Source organism: Paenibacillus athensensis, assembly GCF_004514475.2.
In the GTDB taxonomy this organism is placed as follows: domain Bacteria; phylum Bacillota; class Bacilli; order Paenibacillales; family NBRC-103111; genus Paenibacillus_AL; species Paenibacillus_AL athensensis.
Window position 1 is genome coordinate 46,997 of record NZ_MYFO02000008.1, and the last position, 21,270, is coordinate 68,266.

General features: G+C 57.4%; 23 protein-coding genes and 1 tRNA gene. All 24 read left to right on the top strand.

Features of this window, described 5'->3' with window-relative positions:
• Positions 1-181: 181 nt before the first annotated feature.
• The 24 genes from spoIVA (at position 182) to trpA (ending at position 21,184) form a co-directional block, all read left to right on the top strand.
• Positions 182-1,660 carry a stage IV sporulation protein A gene (spoIVA, locus tag B5M42_RS15445; RefSeq protein WP_134750142.1) on the top strand — a complete coding sequence of 493 codons (1,479 nt, stop codon included), beginning with the start codon at positions 182-184 and terminating at the stop codon, positions 1,658-1,660.
• A 244-nt stretch (positions 1,661-1,904) separates the two neighbouring features.
• Positions 1,905-2,177, top strand: coding sequence for an HU family DNA-binding protein (locus tag B5M42_RS15450; RefSeq protein ID WP_134750144.1), 273 nt, complete (start codon positions 1,905-1,907; stop codon positions 2,175-2,177).
• Between the two features lie 181 nt (positions 2,178-2,358).
• Positions 2,359-2,432: transfer RNA gene (locus tag B5M42_RS15455), tRNA-Pro, on the top strand.
• A 167-nt stretch (positions 2,433-2,599) separates the two neighbouring features.
• Positions 2,600-2,833: a trp RNA-binding attenuation protein MtrB gene (gene mtrB, locus B5M42_RS15460; RefSeq protein WP_134750146.1), complete on the top strand. Its 234-nt coding sequence runs from the start codon at positions 2,600-2,602 to the stop codon at positions 2,831-2,833.
• Positions 2,834-2,926: 93 nt separating this feature from the next.
• Positions 2,927-3,460, top strand: a complete 534-nt coding sequence (locus B5M42_RS15465) for a hypothetical protein (protein WP_134750148.1) — start codon at positions 2,927-2,929, stop codon at positions 3,458-3,460.
• Positions 3,461-3,551: 91 nt separating this feature from the next.
• Entirely contained in the window at positions 3,552-4,412 is an 861-nt protein-coding gene (locus B5M42_RS15470) for a heptaprenyl diphosphate synthase component 1 (RefSeq protein ID WP_134750150.1), read from the top strand.
• Between the two features lie 14 nt (positions 4,413-4,426).
• A complete protein-coding gene (locus tag B5M42_RS15475; RefSeq protein ID WP_134750152.1) occupies positions 4,427-5,152 on the top strand; it encodes a demethylmenaquinone methyltransferase in 726 nt (241 codons plus the stop codon).
• Between the two features lie 6 nt (positions 5,153-5,158).
• Positions 5,159-6,034: a UbiA-like polyprenyltransferase gene (locus B5M42_RS15480; protein WP_134750154.1), complete on the top strand. Its 876-nt coding sequence runs from the start codon at positions 5,159-5,161 to the stop codon at positions 6,032-6,034.
• A complete protein-coding gene (locus tag B5M42_RS15485) occupies positions 6,031-6,648 on the top strand; it encodes a UbiX family flavin prenyltransferase (RefSeq protein ID WP_134750156.1) in 618 nt (205 codons plus the stop codon). Before B5M42_RS15480 ends, B5M42_RS15485 begins: the two co-directional genes overlap by 4 nt.
• Positions 6,629-7,492: a menaquinone biosynthetic enzyme MqnA/MqnD family protein gene (locus B5M42_RS15490; RefSeq protein WP_134750158.1), complete on the top strand. Its 864-nt coding sequence runs from the start codon at positions 6,629-6,631 to the stop codon at positions 7,490-7,492. The genes B5M42_RS15485 and B5M42_RS15490 overlap by 20 nt, the downstream gene beginning before the upstream one ends.
• Entirely contained in the window at positions 7,489-8,466 is a 978-nt protein-coding gene (locus tag B5M42_RS15495) for a polyprenyl synthetase family protein (RefSeq protein WP_134750160.1), read from the top strand. The genes B5M42_RS15490 and B5M42_RS15495 overlap by 4 nt, the downstream gene beginning before the upstream one ends.
• A 92-nt stretch (positions 8,467-8,558) precedes the next feature.
• Positions 8,559-9,002 (top strand): nucleoside-diphosphate kinase, encoded by a 444-nt coding sequence (gene ndk, locus B5M42_RS15500; RefSeq protein WP_134750162.1) that lies wholly within the window; start codon positions 8,559-8,561, stop codon positions 9,000-9,002.
• Between the two features lie 658 nt (positions 9,003-9,660).
• Entirely contained in the window at positions 9,661-10,326 is a 666-nt protein-coding gene (locus tag B5M42_RS15505) for a hypothetical protein (RefSeq protein WP_134750164.1), read from the top strand.
• 617 nt (positions 10,327-10,943) lie between these two features.
• Positions 10,944-11,723, top strand: a complete 780-nt coding sequence (locus B5M42_RS15510; RefSeq protein WP_134750166.1) for a CheR family methyltransferase — start codon at positions 10,944-10,946, stop codon at positions 11,721-11,723.
• Between the two features lie 61 nt (positions 11,724-11,784).
• Positions 11,785-11,949 carry a hypothetical protein gene (locus B5M42_RS15515; RefSeq protein WP_167689644.1) on the top strand — a complete coding sequence of 55 codons (165 nt, stop codon included), beginning with the start codon at positions 11,785-11,787 and terminating at the stop codon, positions 11,947-11,949.
• A 202-nt stretch (positions 11,950-12,151) separates the two neighbouring features.
• Positions 12,152-13,315 (top strand): chorismate synthase, encoded by a 1,164-nt coding sequence (aroC, locus tag B5M42_RS15520; RefSeq protein WP_134750168.1) that lies wholly within the window; start codon positions 12,152-12,154, stop codon positions 13,313-13,315.
• Between the two features lies 1 nt (position 13,316).
• Positions 13,317-14,411: a 3-dehydroquinate synthase gene (gene aroB / locus B5M42_RS15525; protein WP_134750170.1), complete on the top strand. Its 1,095-nt coding sequence runs from the start codon at positions 13,317-13,319 to the stop codon at positions 14,409-14,411.
• Between the two features lie 3 nt (positions 14,412-14,414).
• Positions 14,415-14,792: a chorismate mutase gene (gene aroH, locus B5M42_RS15530; protein ID WP_134750172.1), complete on the top strand. Its 378-nt coding sequence runs from the start codon at positions 14,415-14,417 to the stop codon at positions 14,790-14,792.
• Positions 14,793-15,041: 249 nt separating this feature from the next.
• Positions 15,042-16,589: an anthranilate synthase component I gene (trpE, locus tag B5M42_RS15535; protein WP_134750174.1), complete on the top strand. Its 1,548-nt coding sequence runs from the start codon at positions 15,042-15,044 to the stop codon at positions 16,587-16,589.
• Between the two features lie 28 nt (positions 16,590-16,617).
• Positions 16,618-17,658 (top strand): anthranilate phosphoribosyltransferase, encoded by a 1,041-nt coding sequence (trpD, locus tag B5M42_RS15540; RefSeq protein ID WP_134750176.1) that lies wholly within the window; start codon positions 16,618-16,620, stop codon positions 17,656-17,658.
• Positions 17,648-18,457, top strand: coding sequence for an indole-3-glycerol phosphate synthase TrpC (gene trpC, locus B5M42_RS15545; protein WP_134750177.1), 810 nt, complete (start codon positions 17,648-17,650; stop codon positions 18,455-18,457). The genes trpD and trpC overlap by 11 nt, the downstream gene beginning before the upstream one ends.
• 28 nt (positions 18,458-18,485) lie before the next feature.
• Positions 18,486-19,196 (top strand): phosphoribosylanthranilate isomerase, encoded by a 711-nt coding sequence (locus B5M42_RS15550; protein ID WP_134750461.1) that lies wholly within the window; start codon positions 18,486-18,488, stop codon positions 19,194-19,196.
• On the top strand, positions 19,180-20,376 hold the full coding sequence (gene trpB, locus B5M42_RS15555; RefSeq protein ID WP_134750179.1) for a tryptophan synthase subunit beta: 1,197 nt from the start codon (positions 19,180-19,182) through the stop codon (positions 20,374-20,376). The genes B5M42_RS15550 and trpB overlap by 17 nt, the downstream gene beginning before the upstream one ends.
• A 1-nt stretch (position 20,377) precedes the next feature.
• Complete coding sequence (gene trpA / locus B5M42_RS15560) at positions 20,378-21,184, top strand: tryptophan synthase subunit alpha (RefSeq protein ID WP_134750180.1); 807 nt, start codon at positions 20,378-20,380, stop codon at positions 21,182-21,184.
• Positions 21,185-21,270: the final 86 nt, after the last annotated feature.

Here is a 21,270-nt window from a genome sequence, read left to right on the forward strand (position 1 = left end):
CTTTATGGAAAGCGGTATGTGCAAGGAAACAGCGGCTTGGCGCGGACGGCAAAAAAAATCGCCGCTCCGATCATATTTCCGGCAGCGGCACATATATTTCTTACTAGTCCAAAGGAATGTACGAGTAGTCAATGGTACCGTCGCACAATCCGTTGACCACCAAACTGTAGGAGGGATTCTCTTGGAGAAAGTGGATATCTTTAAGGACATTGCAGAGCGTACGGGGGGCGATATTTACCTCGGCGTAGTGGGCGCGGTCCGCACGGGAAAATCGACCTTTATCAAACGTTTTGTAGAATCTGTCGTGCTCCCCAACATTCAAAGCGAAGCGGATCGGGTCCGGGCTACGGATGAACTCCCGCAGAGCGCGGCTGGGCGCACGATTATGACGACGGAGCCGAAATTCGTACCCAACACAGCGGTGCAAATTTCCGTAGCCGAGGGGCTGAACGTCAACGTCCGGCTCGTCGATTGCGTCGGCTACGCGGTAGACGGAGCAAAAGGTTATGAAGATGAAAATGGACCGCGCATGATCAATACGCCGTGGTTCGACGAGCCGATTCCGTTCCAGGAAGCAGCCGAAATCGGCACGCGCAAGGTCATTCTGGAGCACTCCACGCTGGGCGTCGTCGTCACAACGGACGGCACGATCTCGGATATTCCGCGTTCGTCCTACGTATTGGCCGAGGAGCGCGTGATCAACGAGCTGAAGGAAGTCGGCAAGCCGTTCATCGTCATCGTCAACTCGCAGAAGCCGAACAGCGAGCCGGCGCTGGAGCTGCGCAGCGAGCTGCAAAGCCGCTATGACGTGCCGGTTGTCACGATGAGCGTGGCCAGCGCCGGGGAAGAAGAAATGGTGTCTGTGCTGCGCGAGGTGCTGTACGAGTTCCCGGTTCACGAGGTGAACGTGAATCTGCCGAGCTGGGTCATGGTACTGGGCGAAAATCACTGGCTGCGCGGCCGCTTTGAGAATTCGGTGCGCGATACGGTACAAGACATTCGCCGCTTGCGCGACGTTGAACGCGTTGTCAGCCAATTTGCCGAATACGACTTTGTCGACCGGGCGGCGCTGGCCGATATGAATATGGGGCAGGGCGTAGCCGAGATCGATTTGTATGCGCCGGATGAGCTGTATGACCGCATTCTCATGGAGGTCGTGGGCGTGGAAATCCGCGGCAAGGATCATCTGCTGCAGCTGATGCAGGAGTTTACGCACGCCAAACGCGAATACGACCAATTCGCCGAAGCGCTGGAAATGGTCAAAACGACCGGCTACGGCATTGCGCCGCCTACGCTGGCCGAAATGGCGCTTGACGAGCCTGAGCTGATTCGTCAGGGGCCGCGCTTCGGTGTCCGGTTGAAGGCGACAGCGCCATCCATCCATATGATTCGCGTCGATGTGGAATCCGAGTTCTCGCCGATCATCGGCACGGAGAAGCAAAGCGAAGAGCTGATGCGCTATCTGATGCAAGACTTCGAAGACAATCCGCTGAAAATTTGGGAATCGGATATCTTCGGACGCTCGCTGCATTCCATTGTTCGCGAAGGCATTCAGGGCAAGCTGGCGATGATGCCGGACAATGCTCGCTACAAGCTGCAGGAAACGCTGGGCCGAATTATTAACGAGGGCTCCGGCGGACTGATTGCGATCATCCTGTAAAGAATAGGACAAAGGACACTCTTTGGAGTGTTTTTTGTCGTTTCCTAGCAAAAGTTAGACCCAAAAACGTAAACTGGACTTGAAATTGACCGAAGGGTGTATTACTATAAGTTTGTTCGTCAGTCGGGAAGCCGATTTTTTCCAATGAAATCAAGGGATTTCTTGAGCCTTCATGTATATTTTCCGACGAAACGGTGAAAACAGAAAGTAACGCGATTAAGTTTTTTGGGGGGAGGTGAATGGCATGAATAAATCTGAATTGATTAACAAGGTTGCTGAAACCTCCGAGCTGTCCAAGAAAGATGCGACGAAAGCGGTTGACGCTGTATTTGACGCTATTTCCGAAGCTCTGCAAAGCGGTGACAAAGTTCAACTGGTCGGATTCGGAAATTTTGAAGTTCGTGAACGTTCCGCTCGTAAGGGACGTAACCCGCAATCCGGAGAGGAAATTGAAATTCCGGCAAGCAAAATCCCGGCTTTCAAGCCAGGCAAAGCGCTGAGAGACGGAATTCAATAAGGTCAGTTTTACATACGATCGTACATTTATACATGAGCGACAAGCCGCTTCCGCGATTACGCGGGGGCGGCTTTTTCAACCCTTTGCAGAATATTGCCAGATCAGGCAGTCTCATGCTATAATACGAAAGCACCGCGGGTCAAACGAGGGAATACCGTTTGTTTTGCGGTCAGAGAAGCAACGGGGTATGGCGCAGCCTGGTAGCGCGCATCCTTGGGGTGGATGAGGCCGTGGGTTCGAATCCCGCTACTCCGATAAAGCGACATGCAGCCTTTCGTCAGATGCCGGACATCTGATCGGGAGGCTTTTTTATGACGCTGGCGGCAGGGTTGCGACAGCAGCAACCTTGACGAACGGGCTTTTTTTGCGCAATATGGAACAAGAGGCCTTGGGAGGCCGACTTGAGAACGGGAGGTTGGAGCATGGACAATCAAACAAGCAGCTCGGGCAACGATTATTTTGTCATCAAGGCCAAGGACAACGGAGTTCACGTGATCGGCTTGACGCGCGGTCAGGATACGCGATTTCACCATACCGAAAAGCTGGACAAGGGCGAGGTGATGATTGCGCAGTTTACCGAGCATACGTCGGCCGTAAAAGTTCGGGGGAAAGCGATCATCATGACGAAGTTCGGCACGATCGACACCGAGGAATAATTTGCGGATGCAGGCATAGCCTGCTTTTTTTCTTTGTACAATGGTGTATAGGCTTATCCAGCGCGATCGCGTAACGGGGGGTGCCATGTACAAATGAAATGGGCTGTACGAATAGGGATTGTAGCCGCGGTATCGGCTGCAATGGCCGTAGGGCTGTCGCTGCTGCCGCAATTGGAGCAAAGCGGAGGCCAGGGGACGGTCGAATCATGGTCGGGCAAGCGGGCCGCGCAAATGACGGAGCGCAATATGGTCGACCTGCTGGTGCAGGTGCCGCTGCAGCTGCGCATCCGCAAGGTGGAGCTGAATCATTCGATCGTTTCGATTGATCTGAGTCTGCCGAAAAACGCCGAGCCGGAAGCGGTATACCGCGATTTGTACCGGCTGACGCAAACGATGACGACGCGCACGACGAACATCAATCAGGTGCTGGTGCGCGTGCTGGACTATACGGGCGCGACCGATACGGCATCGGGCCAGCTGGTTCTGGCGCTGGAAGCGGGACGCGGCGAAGCCAAGGATATGGAGCCGGATGCCGGAGCGCTGAGTCAAACGGAGATGGAAGCGCAGCTGCAAAATCGGTTTCACATAACGTACACAATGAAGTGGAGACAAAGATATCCGTTATAATTAATTATGACTCGGGGAACTGGTTATGCTATAATTACTTGGATGAACATGCACGAATGCAATTCGGCATTACGGTTACGGAGGCTTTTGTATGAACCCTTATCGAATCCCAGAGATCGCCAAGCAATATACGGAATACGACATGATTCAAGCCCATACGGACCTGCCGGGCTTTCCCGAGTTCCGCACGCGGCTGTTGTTTGCTTTTCTCGGCAGAAACGACGCCGCCGGAACCGGGGAGCTGTACGCGCTGGCCACCTCGCTGGTTCAGCTTGGTCTCGATACGCATGAGCTGGTCGATGTCAACAACGACAGCAAAGAGAAGAAATCGGCGCGTTCGCGGCAGCTCAAGGTGTTGGCCGGTGACTACTTCAGCTCGCGATTTTATCATCTGCTGGCCCAAGCCGGACAAATCGAGATGGTCAAAAAGCTTTCGTCGGCGATTTGCGAGGTCAACCGTTTAAAGATGAATTTGTATACGCTGATGAAGCAGCTCAAAGTATCCGCGGAGGAGTACGTGCAGCATTCCGTCGATATCCGAACGCAGCTGTTTTTGTTTTTTTCGGAGCTGATGGAAGACGTGCATCGTCAGATGTGGCCGGAGCTGCTGACCGGCTTTGCCCGCTGCGAGGTGTTGTTCGAGGAGATTTTCCGCGCCGAATCGACGGCCGACTTTCGAGGGAGCTGGGGTTTCTGGCACATTATGCAAACAGGCTCGAAGGAAGAGCGCAAGCAGCTGAGCGCAGCCGAGCCGGACAGCGTGAAAATCCGTTCCTTGCTGCACAAGTACAACGTCAGCTCGCAGCTTTATCAAATGCTCGACCATCAAGTCAAGCAGCTTTTCGCCAAGGTGCAGCAGCTCGATTCCGATAAATTGATAAGTGAACTGTTTCACATTGGCGAGCCGTTCCTTCGTTATTTGTCCAAGCCTAAAGCGCTTGAGGAAATTTGAGGTGAATCGACCCGATGCAGACCAAATCCAAAGAACAATTTGTCCATGCCGTTTTTGAAAGCATTGCCCCGAAATACGATTTGATGAATGATATTTTGAGCTTTCGGCGACATAAAGCGTGGCGGAAGTTCACGATGCGCAAAATGAACGTGTTGCCCGGTCAAACCGCGCTTGATCTGTGCTGCGGCACGTGCGACTGGACGATTGCGCTGGCGCAGGCGAGCGGGACAGGCCCGGTCGTCGGTCTGGATTTCAGCCAGAATATGCTCGACTATGGCGCGGTCAAGATCAAGGAGCTGGGGTTGGATCAGCAGATCGAGCTCATGCGCGGCAACGCGATGAGCCTGCCGTTCGAAGACAACAGCTTCGATTACGTTACAATCGGCTTTGCGCTGCGCAACGTGCCGGATTTGAAGCAGGTGATCCGCGAAATGGAGCGGGTCGTCAAGCCGGGCGGCCTTGTCGTATCGCTGGAGCTGTCCAAGCCAACATGGCAGCCGTTCAAGTCGCTGTATTATTTTTATTTCCAAAAAGTGCTACCGCTGCTCGGCAAGCTGATTGCCAAGCGCTACGAGCAGTACAAATGGCTGCCGGAGTCGCTGATTCACTTCCCTGACCATAAGCAGTTGGCCGCGATCTTTGCCGAAACGGGCCTTACTGAAGTCGAAGCTTATCCGCTTTTCGGGGGCGTTGCTGCACTGCACATCGGCACCAAGGGGAAAACTAAACCGGGAGTGTAGACGTACATGCTGACGAAAATCAAAATTTTTCTGGAAATGATCAAGTTTGAGCATTCCATCTTTGCTTTGCCGTTTGCGTTTATGGGCGCGATTCTCGGCGCGGTCGTGACGACCGGAGACTTGCCGACTTGGGCTCAGATCGGCTGGATTACGCTGGCGATGATCGGCGCGAGAACGGCCGGCATGTCGCTCAATCGCGTGATTGACAAAGCCATCGACGCCAAAAACGCGCGTACCGCGCAGCGGGCGATTCCCGCAGGGCTGCTATCGGCCCGTCAAGTGCTCATTTATGTCATTCTTTCTTTTGCTTTGCTGTTCTGGGCTACTTATCATTTAAGCGCATTGTCCATGAAGCTGCTGCCGATTGCAGTCTTTTTTCTTGTTTTTTATTCTTATACCAAGCGCTTTACATGGCTTTGCCACTTTTTTCTCGGCATCACGCTGGGCCTTGCGCCGCTGGGCGGCTGGGTTGCGGTAACGGGCGAGGTGTCGCCGGCCGCGTTTATTTTCTTTCTCACGATTGTGTGCTGGAGTGCGGGTTTTGATTTGATTTACGCTTGCCAGGACGCCGAGTTTGACCGGCAGGAAGGACTTTACTCGCTGCCGAGCCGCTTTGGTATCGCAGCCGCGTTGAACACAGCGCGTACGCTGCATGTGCTGACTGCTGTCGGCCTGGTGACACTGTTTTTCCTGACCCATTTGAGCTGGTGGTATTTGGCCGGTCTCGTCATTGCTTACGCGATCCTGTTTTATGAGCACAGGCTTGTCTCACCCAAGGATTTGTCCAAGCTGAACGTAGCTTTTTTTACAATGAACGGCGTTTTGAGCGTGGTGGTGTTTGTGTTTACGCTGCTTGACGTCTTTATGGCGCACCACTCATGAGTGCGAATTGGGTCATCGGCATTACGGGAGCAAGCGGAGCGATCTATGGGGTGAGGCTCTGTCAGGTGCTGCTCGATCACGGCTACACGCTGCATGTGCTGATTACAGAAGCCGGCTGGCGCGTGCTGCACGACGAACTGGACTGGAATGCCGCCAAGCGCAAGGAGATGCTGGAGACGCATTTCGGCGGTCGGCCCGGCGCTTATGTGTATCATCCGATTGCCGATATCGGCGCATCGGTGGCGAGCGGCTCGTTTCGCACCAAGGGCATGGTCGTCGTGCCGTGCTCGATGGGTACCTTGTCGGGCATCGCCCACGGTGCTTCGGATAATTTGCTCAAGCGCACAGCCGACGTCATGCTCAAGGAAGGGCGTCCGCTCATTATCGTGCCGCGGGAAACACCGCTTCATGCGATTCATTTGGAAAATATGCTGACGCTTGCGCGCCTTGGCGTGCGCATCCTCCCGGCGATGCCGGCTTTCTACAACCGACCGGCGACGCTCGCCGAGATGGTCGATTTTCTGGTGGGGAAGGTGCTGGACAGCATGCACATCGAGCTTGACCTTCCCTTGTACCGAAGATGGGGAGAACAAGATGAACAACCAGGAAGCTAAACTGCGTATAGGCCGGATCGATTTTACGAATGTGTGGCCCATTTATTATTATTTTCCCGAGCTCGTCGCCAGCAGCAAGGTCGCTATCGTCAAAATGGTGCCGACAGGGCTCAACCGCGCGATGGCGGCTGGCGAGATCGATATGGGGCCGATTTCGTCGTTTGCTTACGGTGAATGCTTTGAGGATTACGTGTTGTACCCCGACTTGTCGGTAAGCGCGTACGGCGAAGTCAATTCGATCCTGCTGTTCCACGAAAAACCGCTGCGCGAAATCGCCAGCGGCTCGATCGCGCTGCCCACAACGTCGGCAACCTCGGTCAATCTACTGAAAATCATTTTGGAAAAATTCCACGGCGGTCAGCCGACCTACAGCTACGCGGCTCCGGTCCTGGAGACGATGATGGAAGGTCACGACGCTGCGCTTTTGATCGGCGACGATGCGATTCGCGAAAGCTGGCGCAACCGCAAGTATATGATCACCGATCTTGGGCAAGAATGGGCCAAATGGACAGGCCAGTGGATGTCCTTTGCCGTATGGGCTTTGCGCCGCGACGCCGCCAAGCGCCATCCCGAGCTTGTGCAGGAAGCGTTCCGCGCGTTCGTGCAAAGCAAGGCCAAGGCTCATGACGATCCAAGCGCGATGATCCACGAGGCTTGCCGCACGATTGGCGGCGAAAAAACGTACTGGCGACATTATTTTCATACATTATGCTACGATTTTGGCCGTGAGCAGTGGCAAGGCTTACAGTTGTATTACCGCTATTGCCATGAGCTCGGCTTCCTGCCGAAGCCGGCGGCCATTGAGATCTGGTCCGAGAATACAATAGCACGGGTGACGGAATGAAGAACCTACTGGAGATTTATGCGAGGAAAAAAAGAGATATCGCCGCGATCGAACGGGTGCTGGAGGAAAGCGTCTACTCCGACCATTCCCTGCTGCGCGAAGCGTCGGTGCATTTGCTGAAGGCAGGCGGGAAGCGGATTCGCCCTGTCTTTGTTTTGCTTTCCGGCGAATTCGGCACCTACCGGCTCGATACGATGCAAAACGTTGCCGTTCCGCTGGAGCTGATTCACATGGCGACGCTGGTACACGACGATGTGATCGACGACGCCGACACGCGGCGCGGCCAGCTGACGGTGCGGGCGAAGTGGGATAACCGGATTGCGATGTATACGGGCGATTATATTTTTGCCAAAGCGCTTGGCGTGGTGACGCGGATTCCGAATCCGGCGGTGCATCAAATCATGTCCAAGGCGATTGTCGAGATGTGCATCGGCGAAATGGAGCAAATCCGCTTCTTTTTTGAAACGGAGCAAACGATCCGCGATTATTTGCTGCGCATCAAGCGCAAGACCGCGCTGCTGATCGCGATTTCCTGCCAGCTTGGGGCGATGGCTTCTGGAGCGCCGGACCGGGTTAGCAATCGGCTGTACGCGTTTGGCTATAATGTCGGTATGGCGTTCCAGATTCGCGACGACATTCTCGACCTGACGGGTACCGAGAAGCAGATCGGCAAGCCGCCGGGCAGCGACATCAAGCAAGGCAACATCACGCTGCCGGTGCTGCTGGCGCTGCGTCAGCCGGAGCTGAAGGACAAGCTGCTCGCGGAATTGGCCCGCATTCATGAACTGGACGGCCAGACGGACGTCAGCCGTTTCCTGGGTTATATTCGCGGCAGCGATGCGATTCGCCAAGCGGACGCGCTTTCGCAGGCTTATATCGACAAAGCGATTGCTGCGCTGGAGACATTGCCCGACATGCAGGCCAAAAAGGATCTGGTCGAGGTTGCGCATTTTATCGGCAATCGTTCGTATTGATCTTGAGGCCCAATCGATTTGTGAAATGATTCCAACAAGTGTAAACTAGGGGGGAATCGGATTACACTACAGAGAGATGGAGGCATTCCTGCATGGAGAAAACATTTTTGATGGTGAAGCCGGACGGCGTACAACGCGGGCTTGTAGGCGAGATTGTAAAGCGGTTCGAGCAAAAAGGGTTCCAGCTGATTGGCGCCAAGCTGCTTGCCGTCAGCCAGGAGCAGGCCGAGTTCCATTACGCAGAGCATAAGGGCAAACCGTTTTATGATGCGCTGCTCAGCTTTATTACTTCGGGTCCGGTGTTTGCGATGGTTTGGCAGGGCGATCAGGTGATTGCGCTCTCGCGGGCCATGATCGGCAAAACCAATTCACTGGAGGCCCTTGCCGGCACCATTCGCGGCGATTACGCAGTACATACGAATTTCAACCTGATTCACGGCTCCGATTCCCCGGAAAGCGCCGAACGCGAAATCGGCAACTATTTCCGTCCGGAAGAGCTGGTCGCATACAGCAAAGCGATCCAACCGTGGATTTAACCCACATACACCAGCAACGATCTGCCTGCCGGAGCTTCCGGGGCAGATTTTTTTATTTGGAAGGAAGGCGGGCGGCGCGGAGGCAAAAAGCAGTTGTCTTCAAAGGCGGCGAGAAAGACACGAGGATAAGCGAGGGGAGCAGCGAGCAGGTTGCAGCTGTGGACAGGAGCAGTGGCGCAGCGGTTGCAACAGGTATATAGCTGCCAGTGAGATTGGGCAGAGGGCAGGATGGCGCCGGTGTGGATACAAGTGTGTGGGCTCTAAAAAGTGAGGTTCAGGTTGCGGGATTGGGTAGGGCGGAGTCGGTCCCAGTACGTGGAGGAAGCGAGGCTTAGCGGCTTTACTAAGTCAGAAGCGCGTTGAGGAATCATGTTAACGCAAAAGCGTGTGTTAGCTGGAAAAGGTTTTGCTGCGAGCTTTTTTCGATCGTTGTGCCTGTATTTGGAAAAGGGCGGAAAGGACAGGCCAGTGCCCCGTGCGTACTTGCGTCTGCAGGCTGGTCAGACTCGTGGCGGGTGCGGCTCCCCGACCAAGGTCGTGGCTGCAACTGGTCCAGGGCCGCTTTCCGCAAACGGCAGGGCTTGGTAGCATAGAAGCAGATCCAGGTGGAAGACCATCCTCGTGGAAAAAATCTTGACGGAAAAACGGAGGCGGCCCCATGATCCACGGTCCAATCGGCTTCTCGCTGTTGCTTCATTTATGTATAGTCGCCACAGGCGCTGTCGTGGGCTGGCACGCCGTGCGTCTGCCGCATCGCCGCACGTGGAGCCGACGCCGCCGCGCAGCCCGTGCGCTGGGCGGCTGGCTACGGCTGGGCGGCTTGCTGCTCGCCGCCGACGCCGCCCGGCTCGGCTGGCTGTGGAGCCACGCCGCCGAGCCCTTCGGGAAAGCGGCCGGAGCCGCCGCTTTCCCGCTGCTGCTGGCACCAGCCGCTGCCGTGCTGGTGTGGGCTTGGCCGCGCGTGCGTCTGCTCGCGGCGCTGCCCTATGACGAACCGCTACGCGCGGTTCGTGGCGATTACGCGGCGTTTGCTTCGCAGCCGCGTTTGGCCGCGCCGCTTTGCGCAGCGGCGGCGATGGCGCTGCTGCAAGGCGCAGCGCCGATCCTTGCGCCCCGCTTCGCCTCCGGCGGGGCGCTGGTTTACGCGGCGGCGGCCTGTGGCCTCGCCGCCGCGGGGCTGGCGCTGGGCGCACGGCGTCGCCCAGCCTCCGTCGCGGCGCGTGCGTCCGAGCGCGCCGGGAGCCGCGCGGCCGGCTCTGCCGGCGGCCGCCAGCGGCTGCGGCAGCTACGCTGGCGGCTGGGCCGCGCCAGCCGGCCGCTGTAGCCTGCGCCGCATCGGCCCCAGCGTTGTACTGCGCGCGCGACGCTCCATGCCCCACGCTCCTGCGCGCGTCCACTCACGAGGATCGTTCTTCCGTCCGTCCCCGACGGCGAGTCGTCCGGCATCCCTGTTCCCGCGGCCCCCCCCACAACCCGCCACCTTTAAGCTTCCTTGCCTGCCTGAATCTGCTACTCTTGCCCACGGCATCGCCCCTGAACTCTCTCGCGTACCTTGCATCCCGGCGCTATACCACCCGTGCATGTCCGTCCATGCTTGTTCGCCCCAGCAGTCCGCCCGTGCATGCCCGCCCGCGCAGTCCCGCCGAGCAGTCCGCCCGCGTTTCCGCCTGAGCTTCCGCCCGAGCAGTCCCGCCGAGTAGTCCGCCCGCGCTTCCGCCGCGCTTCCGCCGCGCTTCCGCCGCGCTTCCGCCCGCGCTTCCGCCCGTGCATGTCCGCCCGCGCAGTCCCGCCGAGCAGTCCGCCCGCGCTTCCGCCTGCGCTTCGCCCGAGCAGTCCCGCCCGCATCAGCCGGCTTTGCAAATTTCCGCCGCTGCCGGCAGGAATTTGCGACCTGCGTACAGAATGCTTACATCCAGTACGAATGCCGAGGTGGGGAACAGCATGGAAGATCAGGATTTTTTGCTTTTTATCAAAAAAGTGAAGGACTACACGTCCATTGATTTGGCACAGTACAAGGAAGCTCAAATGAAGCGCCGGTTGACGACGCTGCGGATGAAGCGGGGCTTTAACACGTTTGCTGCTTTTTTTGACGGCATGATGAAGGACAAGACGTTATTTTACGAATTCCTCGACCGGATGACGATCAACGTCTCGGAGTTCTGGCGCAACCCGAACCGCTGGGAGCTGGTCGAGCAGCGGTTTGTGCCCGAGATGCTGCGCAAAAACCGTCGGCTCAAGGTATGGAGCGCGGCATGCTCGACGGGCGAGGAGCCGTATACGCTGGCGATGATTTTGGCCGAGCAGGGCGCGCTGGCCGACGCGCATTTGCAAGCGACCGACATCGACGACGGAGCGCTGGAGAAGGCGCGCAAGGGCGTGTATCTCGACCGCTCGCTGCGCGACGTGCCGGACAAATACGTCAAAAAATATTTCAAGCAGGATCAGCTGGTGTTCAACATCAGCGACGAGTTGAAGCGTCACGTCAAGTTCCAGAAGCAGAACCTGCTCGTCGACGCCTTTGATACCGGCTTCGATCTGATCGTCTGCCGCAACGTGATTATTTATTTTACCGAAGAGGCCAAGCATTTGCTGTATCAAAAGTTTTCGCGCGCCCTCAAGCCGGGCGGTCTCTTGTTTGTCGGCTCGACCGAGCAGATTTTTTCACCGGGCCAATACGATTTTGAACCGGCGGACACATTTTTTTACCGTAAAAAAGGCTGATACGTATATCCGCTTCCATATATTCCTATACTAGAGCTATTAGCTCCTAGGAGGGTATACAATGGACAAACGGAAGGTCATTACCGCTTATCGCAGGGGAACGATTACGATTCAGGAATGCGCGCAAATTTTGGGCATCGATTCACTGCAGATTATGGGCATGATGAACGATCCGCAAATGGCCGAGCTTCCGCGGATGATCCAGAAACAACCGATGCACGGCTGATTGCAGCCGCGCGCGGATGGGGTATACGAGACACGCTTTCGCTGACCGAGATCAGGTTCGGCGCTGGAGGCGTGTTTTTGCGTTTGTGCGGTTGCCAAACCGCAGGAGCTATACTATAATGACAAAAGGTACTTGCGCGTCAAAGCGCTAAAGCGTCCGGCAAGCGCGTCAGGTGTGAGACAGGAGAAGGGGGTAACGGATAGTGAGATATTTAACGGCAGGAGAAACGCACGGCCCGCAGCTCACCGCGATTATTGAAGGGTTACCAAGCAACGTAACCTTGAATTTTGAAGAATTGAACTTTCAATTACATAGACGTCAAAAAGGCTACGGCCGCGGTCGTCGGATGCAGATTGAGAAGGATACCGCTACGATCGCCGGTGGCGTGCGCCACGGCAAAACCACAGGAGCGCCGGTAGCGCTGGTTGTCGTCAACAACGATTGGAAGCATTGGACGACGGTCATGGGCATCGAGCCGGTCGAAGAGGACAACGAAGGCAAACGCCGCGTAAACCGTCCGCGTCCGGGCCATGCCGATTTGAACGGCGGCTTGAAATACAATCAGAAGGATTTGCGCAACATTCTGGAGCGCTCCAGCGCCCGCGAGACGACGATGCGTGTGGCTTGCGGCGCCGTAGCCCGTCAATTGCTGGCTGAATTCGGCATCAAGGTGGCCGGTCAAGTCATCCGCATCGGCGAGGTGGAAGCGCAGCGCCAGGAGCTGCCGATTGACGAGCTGATTCGCATTACGGAGGAATCTCCGGTACGCGTGGTGGACAAGGATGCGGAAGCGAAGATGATCGCAGCCATCGACGCGGCCAAGGAAGACGGCGATACGCTCGGCGGAATCGTCGAAGTGATCATTGAAGGCGTGCCGGTCGGTCTTGGCAGCCATGTGCAGTGGGATCGCAAGCTGGACGGACGGATTGCGCAGGCCGTGCTGTCGATTCAGGCGTTCAAGGGCGTTGAATTTGGCATCGGCTTTGAAGCAGCACAGCGCCGCGGCTCCAACGTGCACGATGAAATCCGCTACACGCCGGAGGGCGGCTTCCGCCGGGCGACCAACCGCGCAGGCGGCTTTGAAGGCGGGATGACGACAGGCGAGCCGATCGTCGTACGCGGCGTGATGAAGCCGATTTCGACGCTGTACAAGCCGCTGCAAAGCGTGGACATCGATACGAAGGAAGTGTTCACGGCGCAGGTCGAGCGTTCCGATACGTGTGCGGTTCCAGCCGCGGGCGTGATCATGGAGAACGTCATCGCTTGGGAAGTGGCCAATGCGTTCATGGAGAAATTCGGCGGCGACTCGCTGGAGGAAATCCGCGCGAATTTGAACAGCTATCTCGCTCAAGTGGAGAGCTACTAATATGAGAGAATTGACTGTCGAGCTCGGCGAAAGATCATATCCGATTTATATCGGCAGCGGTGTGCTGAAGGACATCGCCGCTTATTTCGACAAACACGGCATCAGCCGCAAATCGCCGCTGCTCGTCGTGTCCGACGAATCGGTGGCCGGCCTGCACCTGCCTGGCGTCATGGCGTCCTTGCAGGAGGGCGGCTTTGCCGCGTCGTCGTTCATCGTGCCGTCAGGGGAGAAAAGCAAGTCGCTGTCCAAGCTGGAGGAGATTGTCACTGCGGCGCTGGAAGCCGGTTTGGACCGCAAATCGGCGATTGTGGCGCTGGGCGGCGGCGTGGTCGGCGATTTGGCCGGGTTTGCGGCAGCCAGCTTTATGCGCGGCGTTCGTTTTGTGCAGATTCCGACGACGATTCTGGCTCATGACAGCAGCGTCGGCGGCAAGGTTGCAGTCAACCACCCGCTGGCCAAAAACATCATCGGCGCGTTCCATCAGCCCGAGCTGGTGCTGTATGACATCGACACGCTGCAGACGCTGCCGGAGCGCGAGGTGCGCGCCGGACTGTCCGAAGTCGTCAAGCACGGCTTGATCTGGGACGCTTCCTTTGTCCAGTGGTGCGACGACAATGCCGCCAGGCTGCTTGCCCTCGATCCCGAAGCGCTTGAATACGCGCTGTATCAGGGCTGCCGCGTCAAGGCGCATGTGGTGTCGCAGGACGAGCGGGAGAATGACCTGCGGGCCATTCTGAACCTGGGCCATACGCTCGGTCATGCGCTGGAGGCAGTAGCCGGCTACAATGAGCTGCTTCACGGCGAAGCGATTTCCATCGGTATGGTCGGCGCGGCCAAGCTGGCTGAGCAGTTCGGTTACTCGCCGGAGATCCACACTGTTACGCTTGGCCTGTTCCGCAAATTTGGCCTGCCGGTGACGATTCCTGCGCATATGGACACCGAACAGATTATCCGTGCGATGATGCACGACAAGAAATTCAAAGAAGGCGCAATTGTCTACGTAGTGCCGACGGAAATCGGCAAGGTGGAAATCCGCAAGGACGTCACCGCCGATCAGGTCCGGCAAATCGTAGCGTTTTTAAAAGGGGAGGGCTAACCGATGTTTGTTCGGGGAATTCGCGGTGCGACGACAGTCGAGCATAACGAGGAACAAGAAATTTTAAACGCCACCACAGAGCTGCTGACGGCGATTGTAGATGCCAATGATTTTAGACCGGATGAGATTTGCTCGGTGTTTGTAACCGTGACGCAGGATATTACGGCGACGTTCCCGGCACGCGCGATTCGCCAAATGGGCGGCTGGGAGCTTGTACCGCTGATGTGTTCGCTGGAAATCCCGGTAGTAAGCAGCCTGCCGCGCTGTATCCGGCTTATGGTGCAGGTCAATACGACCAAGGGCCAGGCGGAGATGAACCACGTTTATTTGAAGGCGGCGCAAGCGCTGCGTCCGGATATTGTGAAATTGACAAACCCGTAAGGGCAGAGTATAGTAAGATTAGGTTTTGAGTAGAGCAGAGTGCAACACAGTAGAGATGAGTAGAGTTGAGCAGAGGAAGAAAGCTTGGTCACAGCAAAGCGGACTGTTTCGTGATGATGAAGCGGTCGACAGCGAGCTGTCATTGGACTTGTTTTTTCCTATTCGGTATTGCTTTTACTTTACAGACCCACCTCTACTTAGGTAGAGGTTTTTTTGTTGCCAACCTGCTGAGAGGAGACGTGAAAAAACATGTATACACCCGAACTTCAAGAAGTGATCCGGCTGGCCAAGACGTTCAACCTGATCCCGATCGCACGTCACTTGCTGGCGGACACGGAAACGCCGATTCGCGTATTTCAACATCTGTACCAAGAGCCCCGGGCTTTTCTGTTAGAAAGCGTGGAGGGAGGCGTCAAATGGGCGAGGTATTCGTTCCTCGGCTGCGATCCCTTCCTGATGATTCGGGCGAAAAACGGCAAAACCGAAATCGAGACGGCCGCCGGCACCCAGGTGTCGGAGGAGAAGCCGATTGAGGTGCTCAAGGCGTATCTGCGCTCGTATTCGAGCCCGCAGCTGGAGGATTTGCCGCGTTTTACCGGCGGTGCGGTCGGCTTTTTCGGCTACGATCTGCTCCAGTATTATGAAAAGCTGCCGGCGCACCGCGTCGACGATTTGCAAATGGACGACATCCGCTTTATGTTCTGCGACCAGATCATTGCGTTTGACCATTTCAAGCAGCAAATCAAGGTCATGGCCAACGTCCACATTCCGGCCTTTGCCACGGATGAAGATATCGTCAAGGCGTATCAGGAAACATGCGCCAAAATCGATGCGACCATCGATAAAATCAAACGCCCGCTCAGCCATGACACGATGACGCACAATCCGATTGTTGCCGAGCCGGAGCTTGGTGAGATTCAGTCGAACATCACGAAGGAAAAATTCATCGACAACGTCAATCAGGCGAAGGAATATATTCGCGCCGGCGATATTTTTCAGGTCGTCTTGTCCCAGCGCTTTGAAATCGCCACCGAGGTTTCTCCGCTCCAGGTGTATCGCGTGCTGCGCACGATGAATCCGTCTCCGTATATGTATGTGCTGAAAATGGACGAAGAAGTGATCGTCGGCACATCGCCGGAGCTGCTCGTCCGCGTGGAAGAGGAGAAGGTGGAAACCCGGCCGATTGCCGGCACCCGCCCCCGCGGCCGCACGATGGAAGAAGACCTCGCTTACGAGAAGGAATTGCTTGCTGATGAAAAAGAGCGTGCCGAGCATTTGATGCTCGTCGATCTGGGCCGCAACGATATCGGACGCGTGTCGGAGTTCGGCACGGTCAAATGCGATACGTTCATGGACATCGAGCGTTATTCGCACGTCATGCACATCGTCTCCAATGTTTCGGGCAAAATTGCCAAGGACAAGGATTTCTTCGACGCCTTCCTGTCGTGCCTGCCTGCGGGTACCGTTTCAGGCGCGCCTAAGCTGCGGGCGATGGAAATTATTTCCGAGCTGGAGCAGGAAGCGCGCGGCGCTTATGCCGGAGCGATCGGCTACCTCGGCTTCTCGGGCAATCTGGATACGTGCATTACGATCCGCACGATTATTTTCAAGCACGGCAAAGCGTATGTTCAGGCGGGAGCAGGCATCGTCTGGGATTCCGTTCCGGAGATGGAGTATCAGGAAACCGTCAACAAAGCCAAGGCGCTGCTGAAAGCCATCCGCTTGGCCGAGGCGATGTTCAGCCCGGCGCCTAAGCGGGTCAGCGATATCAATAAAGATTATTATGTGAATTCCTGATCCGGGGAAGCGAAAGGGGTAACGGGCGATGAGTGGAACTTTGACGATACAAACGGCGATTGCCAGATTGCTGGGCGGCACGGCTTTAAGCCGCGAGGAAGCGCGCGACGTGATGTCGGTGATTATGGAGGGCGAAGCGACGCCGGCGCAAATCGGCAGCCTGCTGACAGCGCTGCGGATCAAGGGCGAGACGCTGGAGGAAGTGACCGGCTTTGCGCAGACGATGCGCCACAAGGCGGTGCATGTGCAGACGCCGCAAACGAATCTGCTCGACACGTGCGGTACGGGCGGAGACGGTGCAGAGACGTTTAATATTTCGACGGCGGCGGCCATCGTGGCCGCGGCGGGCGGCATTCGCGTCGCCAAGCACGGCAACCGGGCGATGTCGAGCAAAAGCGGCAGCGCCGACGTGCTGGAGGAGCTGGGCGTCAGCATCGGTCTGAATGCCGAGCAAGCGGCGGTTTGTCTGGAGAAGGTCGGCATCTGCTTTATGTTTGCGCAGGCGTACCATCAGTCGATGAAGCATGTCGCCGGGCCGCGCCGTGAACTGGGCTTCCGCACCGTGTTCAACCTGCTTGGACCATTGACGAATCCCGCCGGAGCGGACCGCCAGGTGCTTGGTGTGTTTGATATCAACAAAACGGAGCTGATCGCGCAGGTGCTCGGCGAGCTGGGGCTCAAGCGGGCGCTTGTTGTGGCCAGCGAAGACGGTTTGGACGAAATCAGCATTTCCGCGCCGACGAAAATCTCGGAGCTCAAGGACGGCGTAATTAACACCTATATGCTGACGCCTGACGAGCTGGGCCTGCGGGCGCATTCGATCAGGGATGTGGCCGGCGGCGACGCCAAGGTGAATGCGGGAATTATCCGCAGCATTTTGGCTGGCGACAAAGGCGCGAATCGCGACATCGTACTGGCGAACGCCGGAGCGTGCTTCTATGTAACGGGACATTCGTCGACGCTGCAGGAAGGCATCAAGCGGGCTTCGGACGCGATTGACAGCGGTAAAGCGGCGCAAAAACTGGATCAATTAGTTCAATTTACAGGAGAAATCAGCCATGTTTCTTGATAAAATCGTAGCTACGAAGCTCGCCGAGGTTGCGGCGATGAAAGATAGCTTTTCCATCGGCGATGCCGAGCGGCGCATTGCCGACATGGCCGCTTGCCGCGGCTTTGAGCGCGCGCTGACCGCCGGCAAACGCCGCGAGCTCGGCCTGATTGCCGAGGTGAAGAAGGCGTCGCCGTCCAAGGGGCTGATCCGCGCCGATTTCGAGCCGGTGGCGCTGGCGCAGGAATACGAGCGCGCAGGCGCGGATTGCATTTCCGTACTGACGGACGTTTCGTATTTCCAGGGCAGCAACGCGTATTTGCAGGCCGTGCGCGAAGCGGTGAACGTGCCGCTGCTGCGCAAGGATTTCACGATTGACGAGCGGCAGATTTACGAGGCGCGGCTATTGGGCGCCGATGCGATTTTGCTGATCGCTGCGATTTTGACGACGCCGCAGATGAAGCAGTATCTGGAGCTGGCGAAGGCGCTTGGCATGGATGCGCTCGTTGAGGTGCATGACCGCGAGGAGCTGGAGCGCTCCTTGGAGCTAGGCACGCAAATGATCGGCGTGAACAACCGTAACCTCAAGACGTTTGTAACCGACCTGCGGACGACAGAGGCGCTAATCGAGCACATACCGGCGGGGATTACGGTCGTTAGCGAAAGCGGCATTTCCACAACCGACGATATCGAGTATCTGGAGGATATCGGCGCGAAAGCGGTGCTCATCGGCGAGCATTTCATGCGCCAGCCGATCGTCGAGCAGGCGGTATACGATTTGATGGGCAAGCCGCGCAAAGCAGCGGCTCCACGGCCGTAAGCGGAGAGGGGTTGGCGAAGCGATGGACATGACGGCTGGAACAGCGGTCAAAATATGCGGCTTGCTCACCGAAGCCGCCGTGCAGACGACAGCACGGCTGCCGGTGACGCATGTCGGGTTTCTTTTTGCCAAAAGCAAACGGCAGGTCACGCCGCAGCGGGCGGGCGAGCTGATCGCTTTGCTGCGCGCGGAAGCGGCCGGCCGGGGTGCGGGCGAAGCGCCGCGGGCGGTTGGCGTGTTTGTCAACCCGACGCTGGAGGAGCTGGAGCAGACGCTTGCGCAAGCGCCGCTGGACGTGGTGCAGCTGCATGCCGGCGAGACGCCCGAATTTTGCCGCGAGGTGCGGGAACGTTTTGGCGTACAGGTATTCAAGGCGATGCCGGTGCAAAAAACGCAGACGGCTGCGCCGGAGCGCGAAGCCGTAGCGGCCCAGCTTGATTCGTTTCGCGGCGTGATCGACGCGCTGCTGCTGGACACGCACGATCCGGTGTACGGTGGCGGCTCGGGGCAGACATTTGCCTGGGACTGCATTCCGGTATACCGCGAGTGGGCGCAAGGCGCAGGAATCAAGCTGTTTGTCGCCGGTGGCCTGCATGCGAACAATGTAGATCAATTAATTGCCGAGTTCCAGCCCGACGGCGTGGATGTGTCGAGCGGGGTGGAAACGGATGGCGTGAAGGATATCGCGAAAATCGAAGCTTTTGTAGAAAGGGTGACCCGAAGTGGCACAAGTACCTGACGAGCATGGCCGATTCGGCAAATTCGGCGGACGTTACGTCCCGGAGACGCTGATGAACGCGCTCATCGAATTGGAAGAAGCGTATCAACGTTATAAAGACGACCCGGAATTCATTGCCGAGGTGCGTTATTTACAAAAGCAATACTCCGGCCGGCCGACGCCGCTGTATTATGCCGAACGGCTGAGCGAGCAATTGGGCGGAGCCAAAATTTACCTCAAGCGCGAGGATTTGAACCACACGGGCGCGCATAAAATCAACAACACGATCGGCCAAGCCGTTCTCGCCAAGCGCATGGGCAAAACGAAGGTGATCGCCGAGACCGGCGCCGGCCAGCACGGCGTGGCTTCGGCCACCGTGGCGGCGCTGCTCGGCATGGAGTGCAAGGTGTTCATGGGCGAAGAGGATACGAAGCGCCAGCAGCTCAACGTGTTCCGTATGAAGCTGCTCGGCTCCGAGGTGATTCCGGTCATGTCGGGCACGCGCACGCTCAAGGACGCTTGCAACGAAACGCTGCGCTACTGGGTGAGCAACGTACAGGATACGTACTACATTCTGGGCTCGGCCACGGGACCGCATCCGTATCCGATGATGGTGCGCGATTTTCAGCGTGTCATCGGCGACGAGTCGCGCGAGCAAATTCTGGAGACGGAAGGACGGCTGCCGGATGCAGTGGTTGCTTGCGTCGGCGGCGGCAGCAATGCAATCGGGATTTTTTACCCGTTTGTGCAGGATGAATCGGTTCGCCTGATCGGCGTAGAAGCGGCCGGACGCGGCGTGGATACCGAGGAGCATGCAGCGACGATGACCAAGGGCAGTCCGGGCGTGTTCCAGGGCTCGATGAGCTATTTGCTGCAAGATGAATTCGGGCAGGTGCTGCCGGCGCATTCGATTTCGGCTGGACTCGACTATCCGGGCATCGGACCGGAGCACGCCTACTTGAAGGATGCGGCGCGGGCCGAATATTATCCGATCAGCGACCAGGAAGCGCTGGACGCGCTGCAGCTGCTCAGCCGCACGGAAGGCATTATTCCGGCGCTGGAAAGCGCGCACGCGATTGCGCAGGTCGTCAAGCTGGCGCCGACGATGTCGGCGGATCAAATCATTGTCGTGAGCCTGTCGGGCCGCGGCGACAAAGACGTAGAGGCCATTATGGGCTATCTCGGCGTGGGGAGGAACTAGCATGAACAGAATCGATGTGCGATTTGCCGAGCTCAAGGAGCGCGGAGAGACGGCGCTGATTCCGTTTCTGACAATTGGCGACCCGTCGCTGGAGGCGTCGATTGAGCTGATTCTGGAAATGGAGCGCTCCGGCGCCGATCTGATCGAGCTGGGCGTGCCGTATTCCGACCCGCTGGCCGACGGTCCGGTCATCCAGCGTTCATCGGAGCGCGCGCTGAAAAGCCGCATTTCGTTGTACGATGTGCTGGAGGTCGCCCGCAAAGCGCGCGAGCGCGGCTCCAAGCTGCCGTTTATTTTGTTCACGTATTACAATCCGGTGCTGCAAATCGGTCTGGATCGCGTGTTCAAGCTGCTGCAGGCGAACGAAATCAGCGGGATTATCATTCCCGATCTGCCGCTGGAGGAAGATGCGGAAACGCGCGAGCTGGCGGAAGCCAACGGCATTCACCTGATTCCGCTCGTTGCGCCGACGTCCAACGATCGCGTCAGACGGATTGCTGCCAATGCGAAGGGCTTCGTCTATTGCGTATCGTCGCTGGGCGTGACGGGCGTGCGCGCCGAATTCTTCAACGGCATTGACGATTTCCTCAAAACAGTGCGCGAAGCGGCTTCCGTACCGATTGTTGTCGGCTTCGGCATCTCGACGCGCGAGCAGGTCGAGCGGTTTGCCCAACTGTGCGACGGCATCGTCGTCGGCAGCGCGATTGTGCGCACGATTGAAGAGGCGCTGCCGCATTTGCAGGCCGACGCCGCGCATCCCGAAGGGCTGGCGCAAATCGGCAGTTTTGTCGCTGCTCTGAAGGGCTGAGAAGCCGGCAGGTCCTTGCCGATGTCATTTCCACCTCCGTTACCGCCAGCGTCAGCGGCGGCTCATGAGAAGCCTTGGCTTGCCAA